Annotated in this window: 23 protein-coding genes, 1 tRNA gene and 1 pseudogene; 5 read left to right on the top strand and 20 right to left on the bottom strand. The window is 71.0% G+C overall.

Going from position 1 to position 25,729, the window contains the following annotated elements; genetic code table 11:
* Window positions 1-141: 141 nt before the first annotated feature.
* Window positions 142-1,350, top strand: a complete 1,209-nt coding sequence (locus H2O74_RS07750; protein ID WP_182113849.1) for a hypothetical protein — start codon at window positions 142-144, stop codon at window positions 1,348-1,350.
* Window positions 1,351-1,595: 245 nt separating this feature from the next.
* Window positions 1,596-2,753, top strand: a pseudogene (locus tag H2O74_RS07745) (IS3 family transposase).
* 527 nt (window positions 2,754-3,280) lie between these two features.
* On the opposite strand, the gene H2O74_RS07740 reads toward H2O74_RS07745, so the two are convergent.
* Window positions 3,281-4,108, bottom strand: coding sequence for a hypothetical protein (locus tag H2O74_RS07740; RefSeq protein ID WP_182113848.1), 828 nt, complete (start codon window positions 4,106-4,108; stop codon window positions 3,281-3,283).
* 437 nt (window positions 4,109-4,545) lie between these two features.
* Here H2O74_RS07740 and H2O74_RS07735 point away from each other — a divergent pair, with 437 nt between their 5' ends.
* Window positions 4,546-5,166: a DUF6308 family protein gene (locus H2O74_RS07735; RefSeq protein WP_220458034.1), complete on the top strand. Its 621-nt coding sequence runs from the start codon at window positions 4,546-4,548 to the stop codon at window positions 5,164-5,166.
* Between the two features lie 104 nt (window positions 5,167-5,270).
* Here the strand turns inward: H2O74_RS07735 and H2O74_RS07730 are convergent, their stop codons facing one another.
* The 7 genes from H2O74_RS07730 to H2O74_RS07700 all read right to left on the bottom strand — a co-directional run bounded on the left by H2O74_RS07730 (window position 5,271) and on the right by H2O74_RS07700 (window position 13,986).
* Window positions 5,271-5,999 carry a DUF429 domain-containing protein gene (locus H2O74_RS07730; protein WP_182113846.1) on the bottom strand — a complete coding sequence of 243 codons (729 nt, stop codon included), beginning with the start codon at window positions 5,997-5,999 and terminating at the stop codon, window positions 5,271-5,273.
* Between the two features lie 339 nt (window positions 6,000-6,338).
* Window positions 6,339-8,987 carry a hypothetical protein gene (locus tag H2O74_RS07725; protein WP_182113845.1) on the bottom strand — a complete coding sequence of 883 codons (2,649 nt, stop codon included), beginning with the start codon at window positions 8,985-8,987 and terminating at the stop codon, window positions 6,339-6,341.
* The gene (locus H2O74_RS07720) at window positions 8,984-10,666 is read right to left on the bottom strand and encodes a hypothetical protein (RefSeq protein ID WP_182113844.1); all 1,683 of its coding nucleotides are present in this window, start codon (window positions 10,664-10,666) and stop codon (window positions 8,984-8,986) included. The genes H2O74_RS07725 and H2O74_RS07720 overlap by 4 nt, the downstream gene beginning before the upstream one ends.
* On the bottom strand, window positions 10,663-11,931 hold the full coding sequence (locus tag H2O74_RS07715; RefSeq protein ID WP_182113843.1) for a hypothetical protein: 1,269 nt from the start codon (window positions 11,929-11,931) through the stop codon (window positions 10,663-10,665). Before H2O74_RS07715 ends, H2O74_RS07720 begins: the two co-directional genes overlap by 4 nt.
* A 357-nt stretch (window positions 11,932-12,288) precedes the next feature.
* On the bottom strand, window positions 12,289-13,326 hold the full coding sequence (locus H2O74_RS07710; RefSeq protein WP_182113842.1) for an ImmA/IrrE family metallo-endopeptidase: 1,038 nt from the start codon (window positions 13,324-13,326) through the stop codon (window positions 12,289-12,291).
* A 7-nt stretch (window positions 13,327-13,333) separates the two neighbouring features.
* Complete coding sequence (locus tag H2O74_RS07705) at window positions 13,334-13,651, bottom strand: hypothetical protein (RefSeq protein WP_182113841.1); 318 nt, start codon at window positions 13,649-13,651, stop codon at window positions 13,334-13,336.
* The gene (locus H2O74_RS07700; RefSeq protein ID WP_182113840.1) at window positions 13,639-13,986 is read right to left on the bottom strand and encodes a hypothetical protein; all 348 of its coding nucleotides are present in this window, start codon (window positions 13,984-13,986) and stop codon (window positions 13,639-13,641) included. Before H2O74_RS07700 ends, H2O74_RS07705 begins: the two co-directional genes overlap by 13 nt.
* 764 nt (window positions 13,987-14,750) lie before the next feature.
* Between H2O74_RS07700 and H2O74_RS07695 the strand changes: the two genes are divergently transcribed.
* Window positions 14,751-15,251, top strand: a complete 501-nt coding sequence (locus tag H2O74_RS07695; RefSeq protein ID WP_182113839.1) for a hypothetical protein — start codon at window positions 14,751-14,753, stop codon at window positions 15,249-15,251.
* A gap of 332 nt (window positions 15,252-15,583) precedes the next feature.
* Here the strand turns inward: H2O74_RS07695 and H2O74_RS07690 are convergent.
* Together H2O74_RS07690 and H2O74_RS07685 are read right to left on the bottom strand one after the other, a co-directional pair.
* Window positions 15,584-15,657, bottom strand: a tRNA-Pro gene (locus H2O74_RS07690).
* Between the two features lie 83 nt (window positions 15,658-15,740).
* Window positions 15,741-16,265 carry a DUF4262 domain-containing protein gene (locus H2O74_RS07685; RefSeq protein WP_182113838.1) on the bottom strand — a complete coding sequence of 175 codons (525 nt, stop codon included), beginning with the start codon at window positions 16,263-16,265 and terminating at the stop codon, window positions 15,741-15,743.
* 107 nt (window positions 16,266-16,372) lie between these two features.
* On the opposite strand from H2O74_RS07685, the gene H2O74_RS07680 reads away from it, so the two are divergent.
* Window positions 16,373-16,885: a hypothetical protein gene (locus H2O74_RS07680; RefSeq protein ID WP_182113837.1), complete on the top strand. Its 513-nt coding sequence runs from the start codon at window positions 16,373-16,375 to the stop codon at window positions 16,883-16,885.
* Between the two features lie 45 nt (window positions 16,886-16,930).
* On the opposite strand, the gene H2O74_RS07675 is transcribed toward H2O74_RS07680, so the two are convergent.
* The 10 genes from H2O74_RS07675 to H2O74_RS07630 all read right to left on the bottom strand — a co-directional run bounded on the left by H2O74_RS07675 (window position 16,931) and on the right by H2O74_RS07630 (window position 25,711).
* Window positions 16,931-18,022 carry a hypothetical protein gene (locus H2O74_RS07675; RefSeq protein WP_182113836.1) on the bottom strand — a complete coding sequence of 364 codons (1,092 nt, stop codon included), beginning with the start codon at window positions 18,020-18,022 and terminating at the stop codon, window positions 16,931-16,933.
* A complete protein-coding gene (gene der, locus H2O74_RS07670) occupies window positions 18,019-19,608 on the bottom strand; it encodes a ribosome biogenesis GTPase Der (protein ID WP_182113835.1) in 1,590 nt (529 codons plus the stop codon). The genes H2O74_RS07675 and der overlap by 4 nt, the downstream gene beginning before the upstream one ends.
* A gap of 43 nt (window positions 19,609-19,651) precedes the next feature.
* Window positions 19,652-20,344, bottom strand: a complete 693-nt coding sequence (locus H2O74_RS07665) for a 1-acyl-sn-glycerol-3-phosphate acyltransferase (protein WP_182113834.1) — start codon at window positions 20,342-20,344, stop codon at window positions 19,652-19,654.
* Complete coding sequence (cmk, locus tag H2O74_RS07660; RefSeq protein WP_182113833.1) at window positions 20,341-21,063, bottom strand: (d)CMP kinase; 723 nt, start codon at window positions 21,061-21,063, stop codon at window positions 20,341-20,343. The genes H2O74_RS07665 and cmk overlap by 4 nt, the downstream gene beginning before the upstream one ends.
* Window positions 21,060-22,169 carry a prephenate dehydrogenase gene (locus H2O74_RS07655; RefSeq protein WP_182113832.1) on the bottom strand — a complete coding sequence of 370 codons (1,110 nt, stop codon included), beginning with the start codon at window positions 22,167-22,169 and terminating at the stop codon, window positions 21,060-21,062. Before H2O74_RS07655 ends, cmk begins: the two co-directional genes overlap by 4 nt.
* A complete protein-coding gene (gene aroH, locus H2O74_RS07650) occupies window positions 22,166-22,528 on the bottom strand; it encodes a chorismate mutase (protein ID WP_182113831.1) in 363 nt (120 codons plus the stop codon). Before aroH ends, H2O74_RS07655 begins: the two co-directional genes overlap by 4 nt.
* A gap of 67 nt (window positions 22,529-22,595) precedes the next feature.
* Window positions 22,596-23,354: a pseudouridine synthase gene (locus tag H2O74_RS07645; RefSeq protein WP_182113830.1), complete on the bottom strand. Its 759-nt coding sequence runs from the start codon at window positions 23,352-23,354 to the stop codon at window positions 22,596-22,598.
* Window positions 23,351-24,016 (bottom strand): SMC-Scp complex subunit ScpB, encoded by a 666-nt coding sequence (gene scpB, locus H2O74_RS07640; RefSeq protein ID WP_182113829.1) that lies wholly within the window; start codon window positions 24,014-24,016, stop codon window positions 23,351-23,353. The genes H2O74_RS07645 and scpB overlap by 4 nt, the downstream gene beginning before the upstream one ends.
* On the bottom strand, window positions 24,013-24,879 hold the full coding sequence (locus tag H2O74_RS07635; RefSeq protein WP_182113828.1) for a ScpA family protein: 867 nt from the start codon (window positions 24,877-24,879) through the stop codon (window positions 24,013-24,015). The genes scpB and H2O74_RS07635 overlap by 4 nt, the downstream gene beginning before the upstream one ends.
* Complete coding sequence (locus tag H2O74_RS07630; RefSeq protein WP_182114147.1) at window positions 24,869-25,711, bottom strand: ParA family protein; 843 nt, start codon at window positions 25,709-25,711, stop codon at window positions 24,869-24,871. The genes H2O74_RS07635 and H2O74_RS07630 overlap by 11 nt, the downstream gene beginning before the upstream one ends.
* Window positions 25,712-25,729: the final 18 nt, after the last annotated feature.

Below are 25,729 nucleotides of genomic sequence, written 5' to 3'. Positions count from 1 at the left end.
GACGCACGACTGTGGCGTGGCGCCAGCTGCTCATCTCGAGCGAGTCGACGCAGGGTCCTGGAATGCGCAGGGCGGCGTGACCGGACGCCGCGCTGCTGACCGACCATTGCCAACACCCGGCGTTGCCGCTAGGACTGAGGCGTGTTCCCCTACGAAGTCCTCGAGGCTTGGTTCGGCACCGACTTCGGCCCCGCCACGCCCGAGGACATCAGCCGCCTCAGCGGCCCCCAATGCGTCGACCTCGCTGAGCACCTCCGGGGCGCAGCACGGACGCCTACGGCTCTCCCCAGGGCGACCCGTCCCGGTGAACTCCGACCCAACGTCACGACAATGCGTGCCCTGGACCTCGCGTGGGGTCCCAACAACCTCATGGATCGCGTGTGCACGCTCCTGACGTACGCCCGAGCCGCGACGGCGTTCGATCCGCTGACCTTCACGGTCGAGGAGTGGGCGACGGCACCAGGCTCAGGCTGGGACCCAGCGGAGCTGCGTGAGGTGCTCGCGGGTGCGGCGGGCGCCCTCGTCGAACTATATCCGCTGGTCGCATCAGGAGCCCTTGACCTGCTGCCTCCGGCAACCTGCCGCGACTTCGCTGACGGGTTGCCCGCGTTCGAGGTCGACTCGGAGTTGCTACGTCGCTACTCCGAGAGCGGCCTGAGCGACGCGATCGGCGACTTCAACCGGGACCTTGGGGGACGGCACCCCACGGGCCGCTTCCGCGGCTACCAGCACCTGTGGGAGATCCGCCAGGATCTCGCACTCGTGGAGCGCTACCCGCAAATCTTGCAGCCGTTGTTCGTCGCGGGGTTCGACGCGGACTTGGCTGGCCTGCTGCTCGAGCGACCCACTTCGCCCTCGGAAGATCACGTCGCGGCACTGGCAGGCTTCCGTTTCCCGACCTACCAGGTCACGGCTCGAAAAGTCGCCGAGCTCCGCGGCCTGGACGAGTTCCAGTCATGGTTCCAGGCCCTGTCCGTGGCACTCTTGAACGTGGATCTCAGCGCCCAAACGGTGCGTGACGCCCAGGCTTTCGTACACGACACCCTGACCGGGCCGGCGCAGGTACTGATGAAGTCGTTCGAGTCGCACGCGTGGCGCGAGGTTCGCCGGACTGGAGTGGAACGGCTGGTTGTAGGCGCCTTGACCGGCCTCGCCTCGGTGTCGGTCGGCGCCACGCTGACTACGTCCGTCGCGACAGGAGCAGCCAGCGCAGCGGCGGGCACAGCCTGGAGCGGGTTTCGTGCCCGGGGGCGCAAGACAAGCCTGGACGTGCCATTCCTGAGCATGCGACCCGACCCGGACGGGTCCGCCAAGCCCGCCGTCATCTTGCCGACCGGACCGCTCTTCTGACGCGCTGACGTCGCCGTGATCGCCCCGCGAAGCGGTGGTGCTGAGCCACCCTCCGGCCGGCGCGCGCAGCGGCTCCCAACCTGGCCACCGGCCTCGGCTGCGGACGGTGACCCGCTGAGTCGGCGGGGCGGCGTGGCACGATGAGTTGACACTTGGGCCCAGCGCGAACCAACAAAGGGTCTGCTGCACGGATAGGTGACACCTGACCTGTGGTGCCGGAGGGCGCCACTGGAAGGATGAGCACCGTGCCCAGGCCCTATCCGATGGAGTTCCGGCGGGACGTCGTGGCGGTCGCGCGCCGCGGTGACGCGCCGATCAAGCAGGTCACGGCTGACTTCGGGATCGCCGAGTCGTGCCTGCGCAATTGGCTGCGCGATGCCGACGTGGAGGACGGCAACCGCCCCGGCTCGAGCGCGAGCGAGCCCGCGGAACTGCGTGAGCTGCGCCGGCGCAAGCGGCTGCTCGAGCAGGAGGTCGAGGTCCTGCGCCGGGCTGCGGCTTACCTGTCCCAGGCGCATCTGCCGGGAAAATGATCTACCCGCTCGTGACTGAGCTCGCCGGCGACGGGATCCCCGTCGCGGTGACGTGCCGGGTCCTCAAGCTCGCCCGCCAGCCCTACTACCGCTGGCTCGCCGCCCCGATGAGCGCCCGCGACCTGGCGGAGGCGTACCTCGCGAACGCGCTGTTCGACGCCCACCGCGACGACCCCGAGTTCGGCTACCGGCTCTTGCGACGAGGCCGCCCGTGCCGGTCTGGTCGCCTGCGACCGGCGGGTGTGGCGGATCTGTTCGGGCAACCGGTGGTGGTCGGTGTTCGGCAAGAAGCGCTCAAGGAACGCCAAGAAGGCCGGCCCGCCGGCCCACGAGGACCTGGTGCTGCGCCGGTTCACCGCCGCCGCGCCGAACCGGTTATGGCTCTGGGACATCACCGAGCACCCCACGAGCGAGGGCAAGATCTACCTTTGCGCGATCAAGGACGTGTTCTCCAACCGGATCGTCGGCTACTCGATCAGCGACCGCATGACCTCCCAGATCGCAGTGAACCCCCTGGTCAGCGCGGTGCAGCGACGCCGAGACGTGGCCGGATGCGTGGTGCACTCGGACCGAGGCAGCCAGTTTCGAAGCCGCAAGGTGGCCCGCGTCCTGGCTCACCACGATCTGGTTGGCTCGATGGGTCAGGTCGCCTCCGCGGGCGACAACGCCGCCATGGAGTCCTTCTTCTCGCTGTTGCAGAAGAACGTCCTTAACCGGCGCCGCTGGACCACCCGCGAGGAGCTGCGACTGGCCATCATCACCTGGATCGAGCGGACCTATCACCGTCGCCGACGCCAAGCCCGGCTCGGTCGCCTGACACCGATCGAATACGAGACCATCATGACCCCTCAGGTCGCACTCGCCGCCTGAGACCGACTGTCACCTATCCGTGCAGCAGACCCAGCGGCAACATCGAGAACTGGGATGACCTCTTGAGGAGGCGCCGCGACACGCAGCGGTCCGATGAGAGCTTCAAGGACTGGGCTAGTCGGTTGATCGGCGTCGCCCTCAAGGAGGACTACCCCGACGTCGTACAGCGCATGGCTGAGGCGCAGATCGCACCGGCAGGCGACCTGCCGACCGTGGTCAATGAGATCCTTCGTCGGGCTGCACGGACCCGATGGCCGGATCCGGGAGTCCCCGGGGCCCTCCGGCCCGAACCTTCCTAGAGAGCCCCTGTGCATTCGGTCCCAGAACGCTATCGGCCGGAACGATCCACCAGCCTCGCCACCCGGAGACCGCAAGCCGCGTGAGCGCCAGTTCCTAGGCTCAGAAGCCCACGGACAGCAGGCGTCCTTCAGCTCGGCGTACTCGCTGGCCGTGACCGAGTCGGCGAACGTTGCTCGAGGAGAAGAACTACTGACCCGATCCGCCCCGTCGTCGATGCGGTTCCAACCTCACTCGACAGGGTTCTTCGGCTTCCGCGATGCGATAGCGATTCCTGCCGCATCAGGTGCCGCCGGTGGACCCAGCCGCCGTTGCCGTGGTCCTCCGCTGCCCGGGTCGTCAGACGACTCCGACCTCGCGCTGAAGACTCTCATCAACTTGGCCGAAGTCTCCTCGTTGAGCAGAAACGGATTGGCTTCAAGCATTAGCTTGATGCGTTCAGCAAACTGCTGAGCCGTCAACTGCTCCATCGCGCTCGACGCTTCAAGCGATCGGTCACCATCCTCGACTTGAGCATTGCGGAGGATTCGTTGCTGCTCCTCTTGAAAGGCCCCAGCCGCGAGCATCGCTAAGAATCGCCGCTCCCACTCGGCGCGGCTCATGGTAATCCTGGTATTCGCGTGTGCGACCTCTGCTTCCGCTGCGGAGGCGACGAATGTGGCCTGGTCCAGCGCGGAAGACTCGGCAACCGCAACCTGGCTGCTCGCCTTGCGCGGCGCGGGAACACGTTTCCACGCAGATTTCACGCTTGGGACAGCCTTCTCGCTCCACCATCGCTTGACGTGCGGCGTCGCCTTGACGACGCCCCGAACGATGCCAGCCAGGATCAGGCCAGCGATCTTCTCGGCGAGCTCTCGCTCCTCTGGTGTCAGCTCACGCGGCGCCTCGTACACGTAGCTCGACGAGTAGTTCTCTTCGGGCTCGTCCACCCAGCGCCACGCGGCATGCCCTTTGAGCTCGTTTGTGCCGTCTTCGAAGAGGTGCCCAACGACAGCGCCATCAACGTTGCGCGATGTCCCGAGGTGCTGCCCCTCGGGGACAATTGGCTCATAGGGCATGCTCCGAGGGTACTGGCGGCCACTGACAAGCCGGAAGCCTCATCCAGGACGTATCCCTCGGTCCCCATCAAGGTCCGCATTTGCCGTCATCGTGAGCTTCGAGCGCAGTGATGAACTCGAACTTCCGGGACGCGGCGCCCGAAGACGGGCGTGGTCGCCCGCCATCAGGTGCCTGGACAACATCAGACGCGCGATCCATCTGTCCCCGCCGAGAGCGCCGCCGGATGCCGCCAGGCAGGGCTCGCACAGCCAATAGGCACTAGACCGGCACGAAGCGGCACCAAGGCGTGCAACGATCACCCGCATGGCCGACGCCGACGTGTGGAAGCAGGTTCCCGAGGGCTGGCCGGAGGTCGACCCGACCCTGATCGCGGCGGCGGCGACGAAGTCGATGGAGGCTCTGACCAGCGTCACGACAAGACGCCCGATCGACCGGGTTGCCAGCTACTACGACCGGACCGGGGACTACGTCGGGGGCCAGTTTCGTCGAACTACACCCGAACGACCCGAGCGACATCACCGCCGTCGATCTACACGCCGTGACGCTCATGAAGGTGGAAGTCGGGTCGGGTGCGACGCGCCGGATCCTCGAGGGCAACACGCACCGGCCCGCGATCCTTGAGGCACTCGCGGACGTAGACCACAAAGACCTTCTGGTCGCTGGACCTCTCGACTTCCTCGCGATGGAGCGGCTGTACCTCGCGGTCAAGGCCGCGTTGTCGGACCCGGCCACGAGGAACCCGAATGCATGGGTGACACCCTCGAAACTGTGCGCTCGGAAGCGATACGAGCTGTTCCCAGTCCGCGACGAGGTCGGCTGCGAGTACCTGGGCCTTATCCCGTCCGCGAGGGGCGAGAAGGACAGGGGCGATTACCGGATCGACTCGCAGGTCTATCGGGCCCTCATCGGCACCCCGCAGATCATCGAGGCGATCGACGAACTCGCCGACGCCCTGAAGGCGGGGCTGCCGGACCGGGATGTGCGTGGGGACACGAGTCGGCTACGGCTCCTGGACGCGGCCCTGTGGATGTGGGCGCCGAAGAAGAAGCGGCGGTGACCGTCGCCACGACGGCTAGCGCGCCCTGGCCACCCGGTCGACCGCCGTCGTTGACGCTCCTACAATTCGCGGGCCCTAGCCCGGCGTCGCCGGGCGCCGCGGCCCTATCTTCCACAACCGCGCAGTTTGGAGAGCTGGTGGCCGGGGGTGGGTGCGTGGATCCACCCTTCCTCCTCCGCTGATTGGACCTGGTCCTGCTCCGGCAGAACCGTCTGACCCATGGCGACAGCCCGCGCGGTCAGCGCTGCGACGAGGGCGTCGAAGACGTGCTCGTTTAGGAGCGCGCCGGCCAGCGCAGGCATGACCTGGGCGTCCAGCGGCTCGATGAGTGGCGCGAGGTCCCGCTGGGTTGGCGACAGGCGCCAGGCGTGACGGCTGGCTGCGGGGTACACCTCGGCCACTAGTGCTCTTCCTGCGCGCTCAGCAGCCGAGGGCCCGTGGGCCGCTGCTACGGCGGCGAGGATCCGCGCGGCCCGCAGGGGGGTGCTGCCGAGCTTGTCGGTACTGACGGACAGCGGCCGCCGGCCAGCGGCCACCTGCACGTGGCCTGTGACTCTCAGGCGCAGCTCCGCCGACGACGGCAGCGGGTCAGGGAGGAGACGGTGTGCGGCGTGGGCGCTGACGTAGTCCACGAAGGCGCGCGGCCAGCCGAGGGGGCAGTCGATGCCGACCTTGCCGCCGGCTTCGGCGACCACCGCGCACACCGCCAGCACGTCGGCGTCATCGGCCCCGCGCACGGCCTGCACCACCACCGGGGCCCGCCCTGACCAGTCGACAACGACCGCACCGGTCTTGGCAGGCTGCGCCGCCAGGTCGATTCCTGCTGTGAGCATGCGACCTATAATCGCGCACCTCCTGCGCGTCAGTAGAGCGCCATGCACTGCGACGCGCACGACCGGAGAGCGGACGGCTTCAGGCGCTCGCGGACCTGACCGTCGGACCCCGCTGCCGCGGCGCGTTTGTGGAGCCACTTGTCGGTCGGACGATGTCCCGAGCGAGACGGCCCATATTCGCGGGTTGGCGGCTGAGGTTGCGCTTGTCCCCGGCCGCCCTCGCCATCTCACGTAGTGGGGCTCCGGCCCCGGCGACTGAACATGGATGCCTCGCCGGCCTCAGTGTCCACCGACTCGAAGCGCCACCTGCGAACGACCCATCGTCAACGCTATGGGGGCCTACGCGACCTTCACCGTCGGCGGGAAGAGGTCAGCCAGAACCCGCTGCGCGGCTACCAACTGGTCGAGGTCCTCGACCGAGAGCGCGGCCGACTCGAATGGATCGGCGCCCAGCTGCGGGAGGAAGTAGGCCCTCTGCCCGGGTTCGATGACGATGCGCCAGTCGAGGTCGGCGGCATAAACGGCGACGGCGTCGACTCTGCGGTAGGCCCTGACGGCAGCGACCAAACGCGCCAAGCGAGGATCGTGGAGTGGGTCGGCGACGCCTCGGACGACCACCTTCGCGAAGTTGTCGCTGGCCGCGGTCTCTAGGTCGAGGGTGTCCAGCGCCAGCTCGTGGGCCGTCTTTTCGCACCACAAGCGGTCGTCGACGAACTCGATCGCTTCGAGAAAGTCCGTAGTGAGCTGGTCGCGCGATACCTCGTGACCGACGATTAGCGAGACGTACGCCGCGCTGTCGTCGGTGTCAACGAGGAGGCCCCGATCGAGCGCGGCCGCCAGCGGGGACTGCCAACGGATGATGCGCTCTCGTCGAGACGAGCCTGGGCGGAGGGCCAACCAGCAGAGGGCACTGCAGATCTCGGCGAAGCCGTCGGTGATGTACTCGGCGAGCTCGGCGGTGCTGAGTCCCGCGCGGTCGAGCCAGCCGTCCCGCTGGCCGGTCCCGACGATTGGCGCGAACCACCGGACCCACAGGTCGTCGAGGTCGGCGGAGTCAAGTTCGCTCTGCTGGTCGTCGTCGATGGCCCGCAGGTACAGGTCGGCGAAGACCGTGGCCACCGCCTGCAGGTTGAGTAGGGGGGCCAGCGGGTTGACCCAGGCGAGGCGTGGGTCCGTCTGGGCCGAGGCCCAGCGTCGAAGCACGTTGCGGGTGCGCACTCGGATGCGGGCGCTTGTGCTCCACCTCACGTGGGCTCGCTCACCGCGCTCGGTGTGCTCGCGCACCAGTCTGGCGAGTACCGATCCGCCAGCACGGCTCTGCAGGCGCTCCCCCGCCGGGGTCCGCTCCCGCATCGCATCGAGCAACTCGACGAGGGGGTCGGTGAGCGTGTCCGTTCGGGCCCGTGCGGCCACGAGCCTGCCGTAGGTGCCGGCGCGCGGGTCGCGGCCGAGCGTCTCGCGCTCGAGGCGATCCCAGAGGTTGTCGGTGTCGCTGGAGGCGACCTCGTCGCCGACCACGCTGCTGCCTCCGGCCGTGGCCGTCGGGATCTCGGCCGCGTCCATGACGAGATTGCGATGCAGGTATAGCAGGGCCCGGCCGAGAGGAGTGTCGAGCTCGGCACCGGTGAGCTCGACCGGTCGGGACGATCCGCCGGCCTGCGTGGCGGCGAGCGTGCGAGCAAGTGCGTCGGGGTCCTCCAGCACCACCCAGTTCGAGAGCGTCTCCCCCGCCTGGTCTTCGATACGCACGAGGGGTCCGACGAGTGCTTCGGCGGTCGTCGCGGCGCCCATCCCAAGGACGAGTGCGCTGCGGTTCTGGTGGTCGGCGAGTTGCCAGCCCTCTTCTGCTGCCGGCTCGGTCTGAGCCCGGATCCTGCCCTCACCAACCAGCGTCGCCCGCTGTAGACGAACCTTATTGGTGTGGGCGGGGGTGTCGTCGGCGTCGTAGGTAATCTTCTCGAGCTCGTCGAGGTTGAGCGGTATCGCGTGGACGCCGGGAGGAAGGAAGACGCCTCGCAGGTGCTCGGCACCCAACTCCGCGAAGACGGCTAGCTCGACGTTGGCCACGCCCGGCGGAAGCGTCAGCGCAGCACGCGAGAGGTTCGCCGAGCCCGAGAGCATCCAGCCCCGGTCCGCGGCCACGGCACCGATGAGCTTGGCGTGGGTGAAGCGGTCAGGCTCGTACGCGTACAGCTCGACCGCGCAGCCGGCCTCGCGAAGCCGCTGGCGGAGGGCGGCGCCGGCCACCGAGGTGGTCGAGGTCATGTAGAGCCGGAGCAGTCTCGGTTGGAGCCGCTGTACGAGGGATCCAAGTGCCACGGCTTCCTCGTCGAAGAAGGGCGCAGTCGCGATCAGTTCGTCGATGGGCCCGTCCGCCGCTGCCGCCACCTTGTCGCAGAAGCGGGGTCCGAGCGGCGCGTCGAGGTTGTGCCACACCGGGCTGTCTGCGACGGCGGTCAGCCCTTCGGGCTTCGGGAGGCGCTGCTCGAGATCGGCGAAGCGCTCGGCCAGCAGGGTGTCGCCGGACTCGCCGACGAGCCGGCGCATCCAGGACCTCCAGGTCGCCAGCGCGGTGTCACCGACCGGGGTCCCGCTGGTGAAAGAGCTGAAGACCTCGCGGCCGGCGTCGATACCATCGGTGGAGAGATTGCCGGAGCCGACCATCAGCGTGGCAGTGCGCGCTCGAACCGCCAGATAGGACTTCGGGTGGAAGCGGCCGCTGCCCACCTGGACTCCGCGCAGCAGCCAGCGGCGGTTGACGGCTCCGAGAGTGTCGAGTCGCTCAGCAGGGATGGCTTCCAGCGACTCGTCCAAGCGACGCTGGTCGGCGAGCACGACGGCGTTTAGCGGACTGTCGCCGAGGCGTCGCAGCAGGTATTCGTTGAACAGGCTCAGCTCGATGTTGAATGTGGTGGCCCAAAGGGCGACGCAGTCGCCTCGAAACAGTTCGGCGATGGGGCGGATGCCCTCGACGCCTGTCCCACTCACCCGAAGACCTCGGCTATGAAGGCGGTTCCGCGAGCGGTCAGTTGCGCCTCGTCTGAGTCGCTGCGAGTGCACAACCCTAGGTCGAGGGAGATGAGCGCCAACGGATCTTTGCGGATCGCGGCGAGCGGGAACCGGCCGATGCCGTTGTCGTAGAAGCGCATCCGGCCGTCCTCCCACCGGAAGCGGAAAGTGTCCTCGGGCAGCTTGGAGTAGGCAATGCGCTCATGCACGCGGATGACGTAGCGCTGCACGAGATACCACAAGGTGTCGGCGACGGTCGGCCCTTCGGCGAGATGGGTATGGAGAGCGGCGAGGACGTCGACGACAGAGGGCTGCCAAGCGGAGCGGACCGTGGCGGTCTGGGTCCAGCCGGGGTCGGCCCGGCCGTAGGCGCGGCGATGGAGCTCCAGCAGCACGATCAGGCCGCTGCTGGCTGTGTTGAGCTCAACCGTGGCAGCCCGCAGGCTCTCGAGAGAGGTCGCAGCGAGGGTCCCGTCGACGCCGGGGAGGGTTACCTGTCCGCCCTCAACGGCAGCGGCGATCTCGACTGTAGGAGCCGCAGCGTCGAGGGGCGGCGGTCCGGCGACCAGCGATCGGGTGAGGTCCCCCGTCTCGGTCCAGGTCAGGCCCTCACCAGTAGCCCGCGCCCGGTCCAAGCCGGCCCGGCCGAACTCGGCCCAGATGCTGCACAGTGCGTCCTGCCAGACATCCTTGGCGACGAGCCCCGCCCACTGGCCAGCCACGACCCGGTGGGCGTCAGACCGCGCCGCCGACGACGACCACAAGGACTCGCGGAACGCGGACTCGTCCCCGACGATGGTCGGAGCCGCCTCGATGAGGCTCAGGTAGTGAGCGAAGCTGGCCCGGCGTTGGGCGACCGCTGCCTCGGCGTCGAGAACAAGCGGCGGTACCTCCTCGCCTTCCGGTGCTGCGCCGGCATCGCCGGGCGCAATTGCGGCGCCGGCGTACTCGTCGATGGTGAACAGCGCAGCGTGAACGGCGTTGCGCTCCTCGGGCCGGGCCCGCAGCTGGCATAGGCAGGCGGTTTCGGCCAGCTCGTCAAGCACGTCAGCCGGCAGCGGGTCGCTGGTGAACATCCAGTGCTTGACGTAGCTGGTGTCGGTCACGGCGGCGCTGAAGGTCTCAACAAGACCTCGGGCGCGGTCGGTGTCGTGCAGGACGTCGATCGGGATTGGGCCCTCTCCAAGCGGGGTGCCCGCACGGGCGACGAGTCTGAGCTCGGCCATCGGTGAGCGGTAGTAGAGCCCGTAGCCGCCCAACGCGCTCTTCACCGACTCCCCGCGCGGGTACGGGCCAGCCTGGGCCACAACGCCTCGCAGGCTGAGGGCACCCACCGGGCTCGAGCCACAGTCGTGCGGGCAGCGGAGCACTGCAAGGCCGTAGTCCCACTCCCGGGCCTTGATGAAGCTCGAGAGGGCACTGCTCTCGGCCTTGAACTTCCGCTCCCGGTACGTGTGCAACAGCCAGGCATGGAACGAGAAGTACCGGGCCCGCCGGGACAGCTCAAGGATGCCCGGGAGCAGGATCGGCGTCAGTCGGTCCTGTGTGGTGGTCTGCAGGCCGAGCGGGTCGCGCCCCTCGCGGACATCGAGTGAGCGCTGCAGCCATAGGGGCGTGCCCGGACCGGAGCCGGCGGGGGCAGGCTCAGTCGTCGTCACGATTCGTCCCGCGCAGGCAGCTGCTCGACGTAACGGCGCCGGAGCTCCGCCAAGGTGGCCCACTCGCCAGCGGAGTCCTGCGCACTCCAGAAGATCCACCCGTCGGTGGCGAGGACGCCCTTGCTGGCGTCGGCGCCCGCGACGGAGGTCTTCGCAGCCCTTCCGGCACCCGAGGGCGTGTAGGAACGGCCGCCGAGGACAACGGCACCCTGGGGGTCGACGACGGCCTCGAACGACACGCCGCGGAATGTCGCCCGTACCGGCGCCGGGGGGCTCAAGAACCCGTCAGCCACCATGTCAGCCAGCGAGGTGGTCGTCTCCCCGGACGACCGCTGCCGCCTCGCTGCGGCCTTCTTGGCGCGCTTCTCCGTGCCGACGGTTGTTCTCTCGAGCGACGGCAGCTTCTGTGCTGCCGGTGCCGATGCCGGCGCGGTGGAGGTCGACTTCGCGTTGTCCTGAAGGCGGTTCCGCAGCGAAGCTAGCGACACGAGCGATCCAGACCCTGAAGGAACCCCCCAGAAGTCCCAACCATTGCGATTGGACCCTGCGACGACGGTGGCAGCCTCCGACACCGCCTTGTAGTTGGCGTTGCCGATCTCGAGCGAGCCGTCGCCGAGCACCGTCGCCACCGTCGTGAACTTCGTCTCCATCGGATGCAGGCCACCTCCAATCGACAGGAGCTTGGCGTCGATGAGGTCGGAGACGGTCTCGTCGTAGCGGCGGCGCTTCCTGGTGGGCTTCGCTGATAGCTGGTCGAGTGTGTCCGGGGACGCGCCGAGCACCCGTAGCAGGCCGGCGACCGGACCGACGCATGCCTCGAGGAAGGCGCGCTCTGACGGGTGGAGCGTTTCGTCCTTGGGCTGGGGCTTGTTGATGAGGGTCGCGGCGGGGGCGTTCTTCAGCAGGTCCCAGAGCCGGCCCTCGAGCCATCCGACCTCGGCGGAGTGGAAGGCTTCGCTTGCGTCGCGCGCCACCAGGAGCGCCCGGGTCCAGTGGACCTTGTTCCTGTGGTCCGGGCCCTTCAGCCGGCTCCGTAGGCCCTGCAGCGCAGCCTTGCCCACGTAGGCCTCGTATGTCCCGTCCGCGGCGACGGGGCCGAGAAGGAGGTAGACGCCGGCGACGTCCCACTCGTCGCTCAGGTGTCCGACCGAGTCACGCTCGACGACGGCGAGGCGCAGCGCGGGGTGCTTGCAGACCACCGTCGCCGGTGCACCGGGAGCGACCGGAAGGCTCAGCCGTCCCAGGAGTGCGTCGTCCGTTGTCACGCGGCTCCGTCCCCTTCTTGCAGGCTCGCCGCGGCGGCGAGTTCCGCTGCGGCAGCGGTCTGCTGGCATGTGTAAAAGGGACTCTCCTGTGCGGAAAAGGTGCGGCTGCTGTCCGCACAGTCGACACTATGCGTACTCAACTGCCAAGAGAAGTGACGTTCGTGGTTTCAGACCTTCTAGGTGGGGTGTTGCCCCCATCATCGCGTCCTCGAGCGGGAGTTCAGCTGACTTCCACTCGGACGTGGGTCTCCCAGCGGCTGGGTACGTAGGAACGCCGCCAGGTCTTCCACCCGAACAACTGTATGACCCCGGCCAAGGCGCCGTCGCCTTGTCATCTCACCCTGTCCGTCCTAGACGTCACCAGCACTCATGACGACTCGGATCGGACTCCTCAGCGTTGCTGAGTGTCAACCCGCACGCGCTGCACACCGCCCGTTGTGCCTCGCAGGCACAGGCACCGCACTCCGGGCAGAGCGGCGCGTGGCAGCGGCGACACCAGCTGGTCTGGTCGTCGGTCTCGAACACGTGCTCGCATGCAGGACTCGAGCACTCGCGCTGCTCCTTGGACCAGCGCGGTGCAACGTACCGATGCAGTGGCCTGACTACGGCGAACGCGTACTCGCCATTGGCATCGAGTGCCAGCGACGCGGCCAAGCCGTCCTGGATATACCCGGACCCTGCCTCAAGGCCAGGGAGCAGCGTCCCGGACACCTGCCCGGACCCCTCGGTGGCTCGGGTTACCAGCGCTGCGAGGGCTTCCTGCACGGCCCCACGACGCGGCGCCATGACGGTTCCCACGGACCTGGCGAATACCACGCACCCATCCAGATCGAGGACCGCAACGGCGAGGTTGTCCGCAGGCTGTGCGTCGCTCAGCGCCCGATAGCCGACAGCCGAACGCGACACGGACGGGTGCGCCAGATGTGCCTGCGCGAGATCCGCGGCGGTGACATCCGAAGCCGAGAAAGCTGCCTGGTCGCCAGGGATGAGGATTTCGGCGGCAACGGCATCGGCGGTGCCCTCGTTGAGCAGTCGGGCCTCGCGTTCCCCCATCGTGACCCACACGTCCGCCCAGGCAAGGTGGGTGCGCTGCAAGTGGTGGGCGAACTCGTGCAGGATCGTGAAGTTGTCACGGGTTGACACGCCCGACGGGTGCACGACAATCTGCGGGCCGCGCGGCCCGTCGTGCCGGTAGTAGCCGGAGACGCCACAGTCTCCGGGCGTCACGGTGTCGAAGTGGACTTCAACCTCACCGACGATGCCTAGCTCTTCTGCAGGGTCGTCCGCCAGCCGAGCGAAGTCATAAACGCGCCGGCCAGCCTCGAGGTCGAGCAGCGCGTCGGCGATCTCCCGATGTGCGTGGCGAGCCGCCATATCTCGGAGGTCGCGGGCCATCGCAGCCTCACTCGCACAGAAGGCGAGCGAACGCCGCGCGGACCAAGTCGGCCGGAGAGTTCGACGACCGCGCGGCGAGCGCGAACTCCGTGGCAACGAGGTCACGGGCCGATGCCTCGCCGATGGCACGAGAAGCCGCTACCCGTAGAACGTCGCTCTTCCACACCGGGTCCAGGAGGGCGGTCGTGGCCGTTACGCGCGTCGGCGAAACGAGCTCGGTGACTGCCACTTCGAGGTCGGCTGCGATGGCCTCCGCCTGCTCCGGTGCAAGGGGGACCTCGCCCAATTGGAGCGCGACCGCTTCGCCAGCGTCTACCTCGAGCACTGGCTCAGGCGGGTTGGCGTCAGGCCGTGGCGGCCGGCAGCCTCACGATCAAGCCTGAGGTCCGTCGCCGTCGGCGCTGGCCACTGCATCAGGCAGATCGCCTCCCAACGGTCGATCATCTCCTCGTCCTGGGCGCGCTGCTGGGCCGGGTCCGACGGAGGAGCCGCGATCGGTAGTGGAGGGCTCTCGTCCTCGTCGAGCGCGTCCTCGATCGCGACCATGAGGCGGGGTGTGAGCAGCCGGCCCAGGCGGCGGTGCAGCAACGCGTCACCGACGCCCGTCTCGCGGGTGGGCCAGATGCTCACGGGCACGCCGAGCGGGCTGTCCTCGGTCAACAGAGCTGGAGAGTGGCTCGGCTCGGACGGAAGCGTCACTGGCCACATCAGGACGTAGTCACGCATGTGTGCGGAGATCACGCCAAGGCCCAAGCCGATTCCGTCCCACGACAGCAACCACAAGTCCCCCGCAGCGACCCTGTCGGGCACGCCGTTTGGTCCAGACCTCCGGGTTCACGACGCCGGCAGGTGCTTCGGTCAGGGAGTATCCGGCCATCCGGTTCAGTGTGAACCCATCTTCCTAGTGGTGCCGTCCGCGCGAGGCCGGTTCTTGTAGTGGTCGAGAACTTCCGTCCTCAAAGGCTCGGGCAGGGTGACCTGGAACGGGCAGAGTCCAGGGTCCCCAGTTAGCGACTTCTTCACCGCGCGGAGGTAACGGTACGTCCAGTGCCCATCCTTCGTGAATGGCAGGTCGGCGCGCTGAGGGCTCTCCAGGTCCTCTGGCTGGGCTCCCGTCGAAACCCGCGCCATACCCTTCCAGGCTGCAGGGTCCCTCGGCTGCTCAGCCACGCACACCATCGGATGCGCAGCACGGAGGTCGTCCTGTTCGACGGTCGCCGACCGGTGGACCCGGTAGACGTCCCCGCGCTTGGCTTCCTGATTCGGCATAGAGCCGAAGGCACGGCAGGGCGGCTGCCCAGCGGGTGCGGTTCGACACGGACGCCCCTCTACGGAGTGATCCCTTGAAGGAGTAGGGCGCCGCCGGAGGTGCGTCTCTCCGCGAATCGGGGCGCGGCGACCGAAGTGGGCGGGATGATCCACATGTGACCATCGCGGCGCTCGTGATCTCGCTTCTCGCCCTAGCTGTGGCCGTGGCTGCGGCCTGGTACACCCGCCGACAGGCGAAAGCCGCGTCAGGAACGCTCGCGCTGGAGGAAGCCCGCCGTCACGACGAGGTGGTGCCACGCATCAGCGGGGAGGTGGAGCGGCTGAAGCACGCGGCCCCCTACGCCCGATTGTGTCTGCGACTGGAGACCTCGCCGGCGCTGACGGAGTTGCGGGTGCGCTTGCTGGACGCGCCGGTGGACGTGCAGTTCTCGTCGGGCCAGTTGGGCATAGACACGTCGAGTCGATCGCCGCACCACGAGGCCTTCGCACCGGTGCACAACGGTGTTGCCCTTAAGCCATTCGATCGCGCGACCTGGCAACTTGAGCTGAACGATGTCTCGCAACAGCGTCTGCAGATCCAGGCCGATGCGGCGGTCGGCGACGAGTGGTGGAGCGTCCTGGTGACGGTTGATGTGCCACCACCCACACCGAACTGAGCGCCCCCGGCGCCTCGGAGGGCGCCGAGCTGCGCGTTGTCGCGCACGCGACGCCTCCCCGTCAGTGCACCGGACCATCGCCGGTACGAGCTCGCGCTGATCTTCCGCGCACATGACCGCCGGGCAGCCAGCACATCTGTGCCTGGTGGCGTTACTCGCCGCCGGAGTGGCGCACCCAGGCGGTTCTCATTCATGCATCCACCGGACATCCAACTGCCTACGTCGCCGTCCCTGTTCGTCCAGGGCGTACTTAGGCCTACCGATAGGCCTACCGGACGCACAGAGGCCCGCCCCGCCGAAGCGGTGCGGGCCTCTGACCAGCATTAACACTGTCGGGATGACAGGATTTGAACCTGCGACCCCTTGACCCCCAGTCAAGTGCGCTACCAAGCTGCGCCACATCCCGATGGCCGACCGGCTACGCCGGAGGGCCTGGAGAACTCTATCGCAGCCTCGGCCCCACCGGGGACCACTCCACGCACCCAGACGTCAGCCGACCGCCCGCGGCGTCCCGTAGAGCACCTGCGCCCAGCCCTGCCAGCCGCGCTCCCACGGCCACCGGCCGGCGTCGTCGGAGACCACGAGCTGGAGCGCCGGCACCACGCTCGTCTCCGGGTGGCCGTAGACCGCCTGGGCGATGTCCAGGCGCTCGGGCTGGTCGACCGCGAGGAACACGCCCCGCTCCGCGCCGAGCTCCACCTCGTCGCCGAAGCCGAACCGCTCCCCCGCGCGCACCCGCGCCCCGACACGGTCGAGGTACTCCATGGCCCCGCACGAGTCGACCCCGCTGACCATCACCTCCGGGTGCCCGTGGTAGCGGGTCAGCCCCACCGTGTAGCCGTACGGCAGCTCGAGGCCGTCGCCCGGGACCGTGCACACCGCCCAGCCCGTCTCGGCGATCTCCTCCAGGTACCGGGCGCCGCGCGGCCGCCGCGCCTCCTCGTCGAACCAGGACCACTCGTCGCCCCACCGCGGTCCCTCGCCCCACGCCGCCTCGTCACACTCCACGCACATCGCGCCACCCCTCTCGTCGTGTCCTGGCCGCGACGCTACGACCGGGCGCCGACACGACCGGAGCGCTACGGTCGGACCCGCCCCTCTCCCCGAGCCGCGGAGGCCACGTGCGACGCACCGCCGGAGCCCTCGCCGTGGTCCTCCTGTGCGCGGGGTGCGCAGCCCCCGGCCCCGGACTCGACGACCGGCGCGAGATCGGCGACCTCGTCGTGGGGTGGTCCGAGGCCGACGACGACGCCGTGGTCGACATCGACGCACGCAAGCCGCGGCTGCTCACCTCGGACGCCGACCGCGACGCCTTCCTCGACGCGCTCCCCGAAGCCTTCACGCTCGACACCGCGCCCGTCGAGGAGGCGGACCTGGACGAGGTCGCCCTCCTCATCGCGTCCTACGGGCAGTGCACCGAGGTCAGCCAGCTCGTGGTGGACGAGAACGACCGGACCGTGCGCCTGCGCATCGCCGTCGAGCCCGACACGGTGTGCGGCTGGATGCCGCAGCAGGTGGAGGTCTGGTCCGTGGACCGTGACGACCTCGACGGCGAGCCGGCCGCCGGCCGCAGCTACGTGGTCGATGTGCTCGACGACGGGCGCTACCGCTGCTCGAACCCCGCGCCCTGCTGATCCGCCGCCCGCGCGCCGCTCGTGGCACTGCGGGCCGGCTGGCCGTCAGCCGCCCGACCGCTCCCCAGCGCGCTCGCTCCGGTGGCGCCGCGCCTCGCTGATCTGATTGAGCTCCGCGGCGACCAGGCCCAGCACCACGAGGTCCACGAGCACGCCAGCGGTCGCGGTCCACTCCTGGATCCGGAAGAGGAACACCTGCGTGAACAGCAGGCTCACCAGGACGGCGCGGCGGAAGAGCAGGTAGCCGGCCAGGCGGTCGCGGCGCACCACGACGAGCCCCGCGACGGCCAACGCCGTCGAGGCCGCCGCGCTGAGGAGCAGCCCTGCGAGCACCCACCAGAGCACGTCCGCGCCACCCCACCAGGCCGCCAGCCCACGGCCGACCGTGACCAGGGACGTGAGCACCAGCACCCCGACGGTCACCCACGGCACCCAGCGCGCGGTGACGAGCCGGCGCATGGTGCGCACGACGGCACGGCTCGCCGCGCCCACGGGGTTGGGCAGCTCGTGCTCGTCGTCGTCCACCACGTCGAGCACGGCAGCGACCTCGGCGGCGCCCCGCACCGGCCCGGCGCGCTCCAGCAGGTCCTTGGCCTCCGCCCGGGCGCTCGGCGTGAAGCCGCCCGCGAGCCCGGCGACCGCCTGGTCCGCGGCCGCCGCGAGGTACTCCGCGGGGTGGTGCTCGCGCCGGCCGTGCAGCATCTCGCCCAGCAGCACGAGCACCACGACCGTGCCGTAGATCAGCGCCGCCGTCGGTTCGTAGAAGTAGTCGTTGTCGGACGTGACGAACTTGCCGATCTCGTCGACGAACAGGCCGAAGCCGACGCCGCCGACGAGCGCACCCACGGGGCGCACGACCGGGCCGGCGAACGACAGCAGCAGCACGAAGGCGAGCGCCATCAGCAGGCCGCCCCACAGCACGTGCGCCACGTGCAGGCCGCCCCCGCCGATCTGCGGGTAGCCCGTGGCGGCCAGGAACCCGCGCGTGAGCAGCACCGCCGCGACGGTCGCGACGACGAACGTCGTCAGGTGCGACGTCGCCGCGGGGTCGCGGGGCAGGCCGAGGCGCAGCACCGGGCCGCGCGCGGCGGTCGTCTCCCGGCCCGCGCGCGCGGCTGGCGCCCGCGTCCCGGTCACCGCTTGCGCTTCTCCCGCACCCGCACCGAGATGGAGATCGGCGAGCCCTCGAAGCCGAACGTCTCGCGCAGGCGCCGCTCGATGAACCGGCGGTAGCCCGCCTCGAGGAAGCCCGTGGCGAAGATGACGAAGCGCGGCGGGCGCGTGTCCGCCTGCGTGGCGAACAGGATGCGCGGCTGCTTGCCGCCACGCAGCGGGTGCGGGTGCGCGGCGACGAGCTCGCCGAGGAAGGCGTTGAGCCGCCCCGTGGGGATGCGCATGTCCCACGACGCCAGGGACTTCTCGATCGCCGGCACGAGCCGGTCGCGGTGCCACCCGGTCCGGGCGGACAGGTTCACGCGCGGGGCCCACTGCACCTGCACGAGGTCCTGCTCGATCTCGCGCTCCAGGTACGGACGGCGGTCCTCGTCCATGAGGTCCCACTTGTTGTACGCGATGACCAGCGCGCGGCCCGCGTCGACGACCTGCGAGATGACGCGCGTGTCCTGCTCGGTCATCTTGGTGCTCGCGTCGACCAGGACGACGGCGACCTCGGCCTTCTCGATCGCGGCCTGCGTGCGCAGCGAGGCGTAGAAGTCGGCGCCGGTGGTCTGGTGCACGCGACGACGGATGCCCGCGGTGTCGACGAACCACCAGGTCTTGCCGCCGAGCTCGACGAGCTCGTCCACCGGGTCGCGCGTCGTGCCCGCCTCGGCGTCGACGACGACGCGGTCCTCGCCGAGCAGCTTGTTCAGCAGGCTCGACTTGCCGACGTTGGGGCGCCCGACGAGCGCGACGCGGCGCGGCCCGCCCGGTCGCGCCGAGCCCTTGGCGGAGACCTCGGGCAGCAGGTCGACGGCGGCGTCGAGCAGGTCGCCCATCCCCCGCCCGTGCAGCGCGGAGATCGGGTGCGGCTCGCCCAGGCCGAGGCTCCACAGCTCGGCCGCGTCGGACTCGCCGCGCGGGCCGTCGACCTTGTTCGCGGCCAGGACCACGGGCTTGCCGGCCTTGCGCAGCAGCCGCACGACCTGCTCGTCCGTCGACGTCGCACCCACGGTCGCGTCGACGACGAAGATGACGACGTCGGCCAGGTCGATCGCGATCTCGGCCTGCTCGGCGACGCGCGCGTGGATCCCCGCGACGTCGACCTCCCAGCCGCCGGTGTCGACGAGCGTGAAGTCCGTGCCGGCCCACTCCGCCGGGTAGCTCACCCGGTCGCGCGTGACGCCGGGCTTGTCCTCCACGACCGCCTCGCGGCGGCCCAGGATGCGGTTGACCAGGGTCGACTTGCCGACGTTGGGCCGGCCGACGACGGCGAGCACGGGCAGCGGGCCCGCCGGCGTCGCGGTGCCGTCGCCCTCGCCCTGGCCGTCGAGCAGGGCGAGGTCCTCCTCGGCCAGCTCGAAGTCGTCGAGGCCGGCGCGCAGCGCCTGCTCGCGCGCGAGCTCCTCGGGCGTCTGCGGCACCGAGGCGTCGGGCGCGACGAGCGCGGGGGCGTCGAGGTCGCCGTCGTACTCGCCGTACTCGTCGGCGCCCTCGGGAAGGGCTGCGGGCTCGGCGGGGGGTGCGGCGTCGGGCACGACGTCGTCGCGGTGCTGGTCGGTCATGGGCCCATCCTCCCCTGCCGGAGGCCCCGCCGACGAACCGGCGTCAGGCGTCGTCGGGCAGCGGGAGCCCCGCGCGCCCCACGACGGCGACGACGTGGGCGCCGAGCGCCTCGCGCAGGGCCGCGTTCGCCTGCTCGACGGCCGCCCGGCCGCTGACGCCCGGCGCGCGCTCCAGCACGAGCGGCGGGCCGAACTCGACGTGGAGCCGCCGCCGCGGCCCGGGCAGACGCCCCGTGGACTCCCCCGTGCGTCGAGTCCCCAGCACGGCGACCGGCACGACCGGCGCGCCGGACGTCACCGCGAGCCAGGCGACGCCCGCGCGACCCGTGGACCCGTCGCCCCGGCCGCGGTTGCCCTCGGGGAAGATCCCGACGACGTCGCCGCGCCGCAGCACGGCCAGGGCCGTCACCAGGGCGGCGCGCCCCCCGCTGCGGTCGACCGGGATCTGCCCCGCGGCGCGCAGGATCGACCCGACCGGGCCGCGGAAGGCCTCCTCCTTGACCAGGATGTGCGTGCCGCGCGGGGCCGCGCCGTGCAGCACGGGGCCGTCGGCCACGCCGAGGTGGTTGGCGGCGAGGATCACGGGCCCGCTGGCGGGCACGTGGTGCGCGCCCACGACGCGCGTGCGCCACACGACGTGGGCGAGGAACCGGCCCACCGCGCGTGACCACCGCGGCACGGGCCTGCCCCCGGGCGGGCTCGACGCGGGGTCGCCCGCCGCCGGCTTCAGGCTCACGGCGTCGGCGTGTGGGCGGACCGGCCGGTCGACCGCTCGACGACGGCCAGGACCGCCTCCACCGTCTGCTCGAGGTCGAGCTCGGACGAGTCGACGGTCACGACCCCGTCGGCGGCGGTGCGGAACTCGACCACCGTGGAGTCCTGCTCGTCGCGCCGCACGACCTGGTCCCGCGTCGCGGCGAGGCTCGTCGCGTCGGCGGACCCGTGCAGCTCGCGCGCGCGGCGCGCCAGGCGCGCCTCCTCGCTCGCCGTGAGCAGGATGCGGACGTCGGCGTCGGGCGCGATGACGGTGGTGATGTCGCGGCCCTCCACGACGACGCCCCTGCCCTCGGCGAACCCCTGCGTCCCGCGCTCGACCTCGATGACGCGCCGCTGGCGGGCGCCGAGGTCGGCGCGCACGTCGAGGTTCGTCGCCACGGCGCTGACGGCCGCCGAGATCTCCCCGGTGCGGATCGCGGTGCCGACGTCGGTCCCACCGACCCGGAACACCGGGAACCGCGGGTTGAGGTCCAGCTCGAGGACCATGGCGTGCACGGCGGCGCTGACCGCCGGCCCGTCGGCGAGGTCGATGCCTTGCTCCAGGCACCACCACGTCGCCGCGCGGTACATCGCGCCCGTGTCCAGGTACGCCAGGCCGAGGCGCGCCGCGACCTGGCGGCACACGCTCGACTTCCCCGAGCCCGAGGGCCCGTCGACGGCGATGACGAGCGCACTCATCCGGCCAGCCTCCATCCACGTCCGCGCAGCTCGGCCTCGAGCCGGCCGCCCAGCCCGCGCAGCACCGAGACCGACGCCAGGCCGACGGCCTGCCGCGGGGCGTGCTCGAGCTGGAGCTCCTCCAGGTTGATCCCCGCCGCGCCGATCTCCGCCAGCAGCCGGGCGAGCTCGCCCGGCCGGTCCGGCACGAGGACCGTCACGACGTCGTAGGCGGTGCGGGCACCGCCGTGCTTGCCCGGGATCCGGGCCACGCCCGCGTTCCCGGCGGCGATCGCGCCCGCGACGGTCCCGAGCGCGCCGGACGGCGGCGCCTGCCCGGACGGGACCGCGGCGCTCTCGAGCGCCGTCACGACGCCGTCGAGGTCGTCGCGCAGCGCACGCAGGACGGGCGCGACGGCGGCGGCGTTCGCGGCGAGGATCGAGGTCCACAGCGCCGGGTCGCTGCCGGCCACGCGCGTGACGTCGCGCAGCCCCTGGCCCGCGAGGTCGAGCGCGGACGGGTCGGCCTCGCGCAGCCGCGCCGCGACGAGCGACGCCGCGATCTGCGGCACGTGCGAGACGAGGGCGACGGCGTCGTCGTGGGCGTCGGCCTCGAGCAGGATCGGCGTCGCGCCGAGGTCCGTGACCAGGCCGCGCACCGCGAGGAGCGCCTCGCCGGTGGAGGCGCCGGAGCCGACGACGACCCAGGGCCGGCCGAGGAACAGGTCCGGCCTGGCCGCGGTGGGCCCGGTGCGCTCCGAGCCCGCCATCGGGTGGGAGCCGACGTAGCGCGTCAGGTCGGCCCCACGCTCGCGCAGCGCGGCCAGGACGGCGCCCTTGACGCTCGCGACGTCGGTCACCACGGCGTCGGGGAACGCCTCGAGCTCGGCGGCGACGACGTCGGCGGTCACGTCGGGCGGGGCGGCCACGACCACGAGGCGCACGTCGCGCTCGTCCGGCGCCGCGACCCGTCCGGCGCCGACGTCCTGCGCGAGCAGGAGGGTGGTGCGCGACGGGTCGTGCAGCACCACGTCGACGCCGAGCGCGCGCAGGCCCATGCCGATGCTCGCGCCGAGCAGACCCGTGCCGACGACGCGCACGGGGCCGCGCGTGGCGGCCGGGGTCACTGGGCCAGGTCGCGACGCAGCACCGTCGCGCCGTGGAGGTACACGTGACGGACGTCCTCGCGGGGCCGGTCGAGCTCGGCGTGCGCCATGAGCCGCACGACGCGCGGCAGCGCACCGGGGACGTCGATCTCGACCGAGCACATGAGCGGCACGGATCCCATGCCCATCTCGCGCGCGGCCGTGGCGGGGAAGTCGCTGCGCAGGTCGGGCGTGCACGTGAAGAGGATCGAGATGAGCGCGTCGGTGTCGAGCTCGTTCGCCTCGAGCACCGCCCGGACCAGCTCCGCGGTCCGCTCGAACAGGTGCTCGCGGTCGTCGCGCTCGAGCTGGGTCGCCCCGCGGATCGCGCGGACGGTCATCGGGCACCTCCCTGGTCGGCGCGCCGACCGGCGCGACCGGCGGGCAGCGTACCCGCCCGCGCCCGGGTCACAGCCCCACCGCCGTCATGAGCGCCCCGAGCTCCTCGCGGCCCAGGACGCGCGTGCGCCCCGGGCGCAGGGAGCCGAGCCGGATCGGACCGACCTGGGTGCGCACGAGCCGGGTCACGGGATGGCCGACCTCCTCCAGGAGGCGGCGCACGATGTGGTTGCGGCCCTCGTGCAGCACGACCTCGACGAGGGTGCGGTCCGGGGCCGTGTCGACCACCCGGAACTCGTCGACCTTCGCCAGCCCGTCCTCGAGCACGACGCCCGAGCGCAGGCGCTGGCCCACGATGCCCTTGAGGCGGCCCTCGACCGTCGCCAGGTAGGTCTTCTGCACGCCGTGCGAGGGGTGGGCGAGGCGGTTGGCCAGCTCGCCGTCGTTCGTCATCAGCAGCAGGCCCTCCGTCTCCGCGTCGAGCCGGCCGACGTGGAACAGGCGCTCCTCGCGGTCCGCCACCAGGTCCGCGAGCGACGGGCGGCCCTGCGGGTCGTGCATCGTCGAGACGACGCCGAGCGGCTTGTTGAGCGCGAGCGTCACGAGCGAGGTGTCGAGCTGCAGCCGCATCCCGTCGACGTGCACGACCGCGCGCCGCGGATCCACCCGCACGCCGAGCTCGCGCACGTTCACGCCGTCGACCTCGACCCGGCCGGCCTCGATGAGCCGCTCGCACGCGCGGCGCGAGCCGAGGCCCGCCGTCGCGAGCACCTTCTGCAGCCGCACCCCGTCCGGGTCGTGCACGTCTCGCTGCTTCTGGGGACTCATGCGTCTGCTCCTCGGGTGCTACGGGTGTCGTCGTCCAGCTGGATCGACTCGATGTCAGGCAGGTAGGGCGCCAGCGGCGGGAGCTCGTCGAGGCTCCTCATGCCCAGGCGCTCCAGGAAGTACGACGTCGTGCCGTACAGGACCGCGCCGCTCGGCTCGGTGCCGAGCTCGGCCACGAGCCCGCGCGCGGTCAGCGTCCGGACGACGGAGTCGACGTTCACGCCGCGGACCGCCGAGACCTGGCCGCGCGTGACGGGCTGGCGGTAGGCGATCACGGCGAGCGTCTCGAGCGCCGCCTGCGTCAGGCGGGCGGTCTGCCCGTCGAGCACGAAGCGTCCGACGACGTCGGCGTGCGCGGGGGCCGAATAGATGCGCCACCCGCCCGCGACGTGGCGCAGCTCGAAGCCGCGCGGGCGGTGGCCCGGTCCCCCGCGGTACTCGGCGGCGAGCGCGAGCAGCAGGCCCTCGACCTCCTCGGTCGGCAGGCCGAGCACCGTCGCGAGCTGCACGGCGCTCACCGGCTCGTCCGCGACCATGAGGACGGCCTCGACCGCCGCCGCGGCGCCCCCGGGCAGGTCCGCGACCTCGAAGGCCAGCTCGTCCACCGCGGGCGACGCCTCCGGCTCCGCCGGGGGTGTCGCCGGGGTCGTCTCGTCGCTCATGCCGGTGCGTCCTGTCCGTCGTAGTCGTCGACGACGTCGACGTCGCCCTCCTCGCCGCCCGTCCACCGCACGGTGAGCTCGCCGAGCGGGTCGATCTGGTCGAACGCGACGACGCCCTCCCGGAACAGCTCGAGCAGCGCCAGGAAGCGCACGACGACGACGAGCGTCGAGTCGGCGTCCTGCACGAGCGCCCGGAACGAGCCGGCACCGTGGCGCCGCAGGCGCTCGACCAGCACCGCCGCCTGCTCGCGCACGGACACCGCCGGCGCGTGCAGGTGGGACAGGTCCACGCCCGGGGGCGCCTCGCGGGGCCGCAGCGCGTGCGCCGCGAGGATCGCGAGCTCGGAGGCCCCGATCCCGAGCACCAGCTCCGGCAGGAGGGCGGCGAGCTGCGGCTCCATGGCCACGGCGCGCGGCAGGCTGCGCGCCTGCGCCGCGAGCCGCTCCGCCATGGCGGCGGCCGCCTCCTTGTAGGCGCGGTACTGCAGCAGCCGCGCGAACAGCAGGTCCCGGGCCTCGAGCATCTCGAGGTCCTCGGCGTCCTCGACCACCCCCGTGGGCAGCAGGCGCGCGGCCTTGAGGTCGAGCAGCGTGGCCGCCACGACGAGGAACTCGCTGATGCGCCCCAGCTCCCACGGCGCGTCACCCTGCTCGGCGGCGCGGACCGCGGCGATGAACTCGTCGGTCACCTGGGCCAGGGCCACCTCGGTGATGTCGAGCTTGTGCTTCGCGATCAGGCCGAGCAGCAGGTCGAACGGCCCCGTGAAGTTCTCGAGGTGGACCTCGAAGGGCTCCCCGCGCGAGGTCTCGCCGCGGGCCGGCGTCGTGGGTGCTGCGGTCGCGACCGCGACGTCAGGCGGCATCGCCGCGCGCCACGAGCTCGCGCGCGAGCTGGCGGTAGGCCGCCGCTCCGGCGTGCGACGGGGCGTAGCTGGTGATGGGCTCGGCCGCGACCGACGAGTCCGGGAACTTCACCGTGCGGCCGATGACCGTGTGGAGCAGCTGGTCCCCGAAGGCCTCGTGCACGCGCGCGAGCACCTCCTTGGAGTGCAGCGTGCGCGGGTCGTGCATCGTGGCCAGGATGCCGTCGACCTCGAGGCGCGGGTTGAGCCGGTCCCGGACCTTCTCGACGGTCTCGACCAGGAGCGCGACGCCGCGCAGCGCGAAGAACTCGCACTCGAGCGGGATGAGCACGCCGTGGGCGGCCGTGAGCGCGTTGACCGTCAGCAGGCCGAGCGACGGCTGGCAGTCGACGAGGATGACGTCGTACTCCTCCTCGGCCGGCCGCAGGACGCGCGAGAGGATCGACTCGCGCGCGACCTCGCCGACCAGCTGCACCTCGGCGGCCGACAGGTCGATGTTCGCCGGCAGCAGGTCGAGGCCCTCGACCGCCGTCGGGCGGATGACGTCGGCGAGCGACGCGCTGCGCTCCATGAGCAGGTTGTAGACGGTCTTGTCGAGCTCGTGCGGCGAGGTGCCGAGGCCGACGGACGCGGCGCCCTGCGGGTCGAAGTCGACGATGAGCACGCGGCGGCCGTAGTCGGCCAGGGCGGCGCCCAGGTTGATGGTGGTCGTCGTCTTGCCGACGCCGCCCTTCTGGTTGCACAGCGCGATGATGCGCGCCGGCCCGTGGGAGGCGAGCGGCGCGGGGTCGGCGAACACCGGCAACGGGCGGCCGACCGGGTCGGTCGCCATCGTCTCGGGGGCGTCCGG

Origin of the sequence: Actinotalea sp. JY-7876 (genome assembly GCF_014042015.1) — a bacterium.
Taxonomy (GTDB): domain Bacteria; phylum Actinomycetota; class Actinomycetes; order Actinomycetales; family Cellulomonadaceae; genus Actinotalea.
The sequence above is the reverse complement of the archived record's forward strand: the minus strand, read 5'-3'. Positions and strand labels throughout refer to the sequence as shown.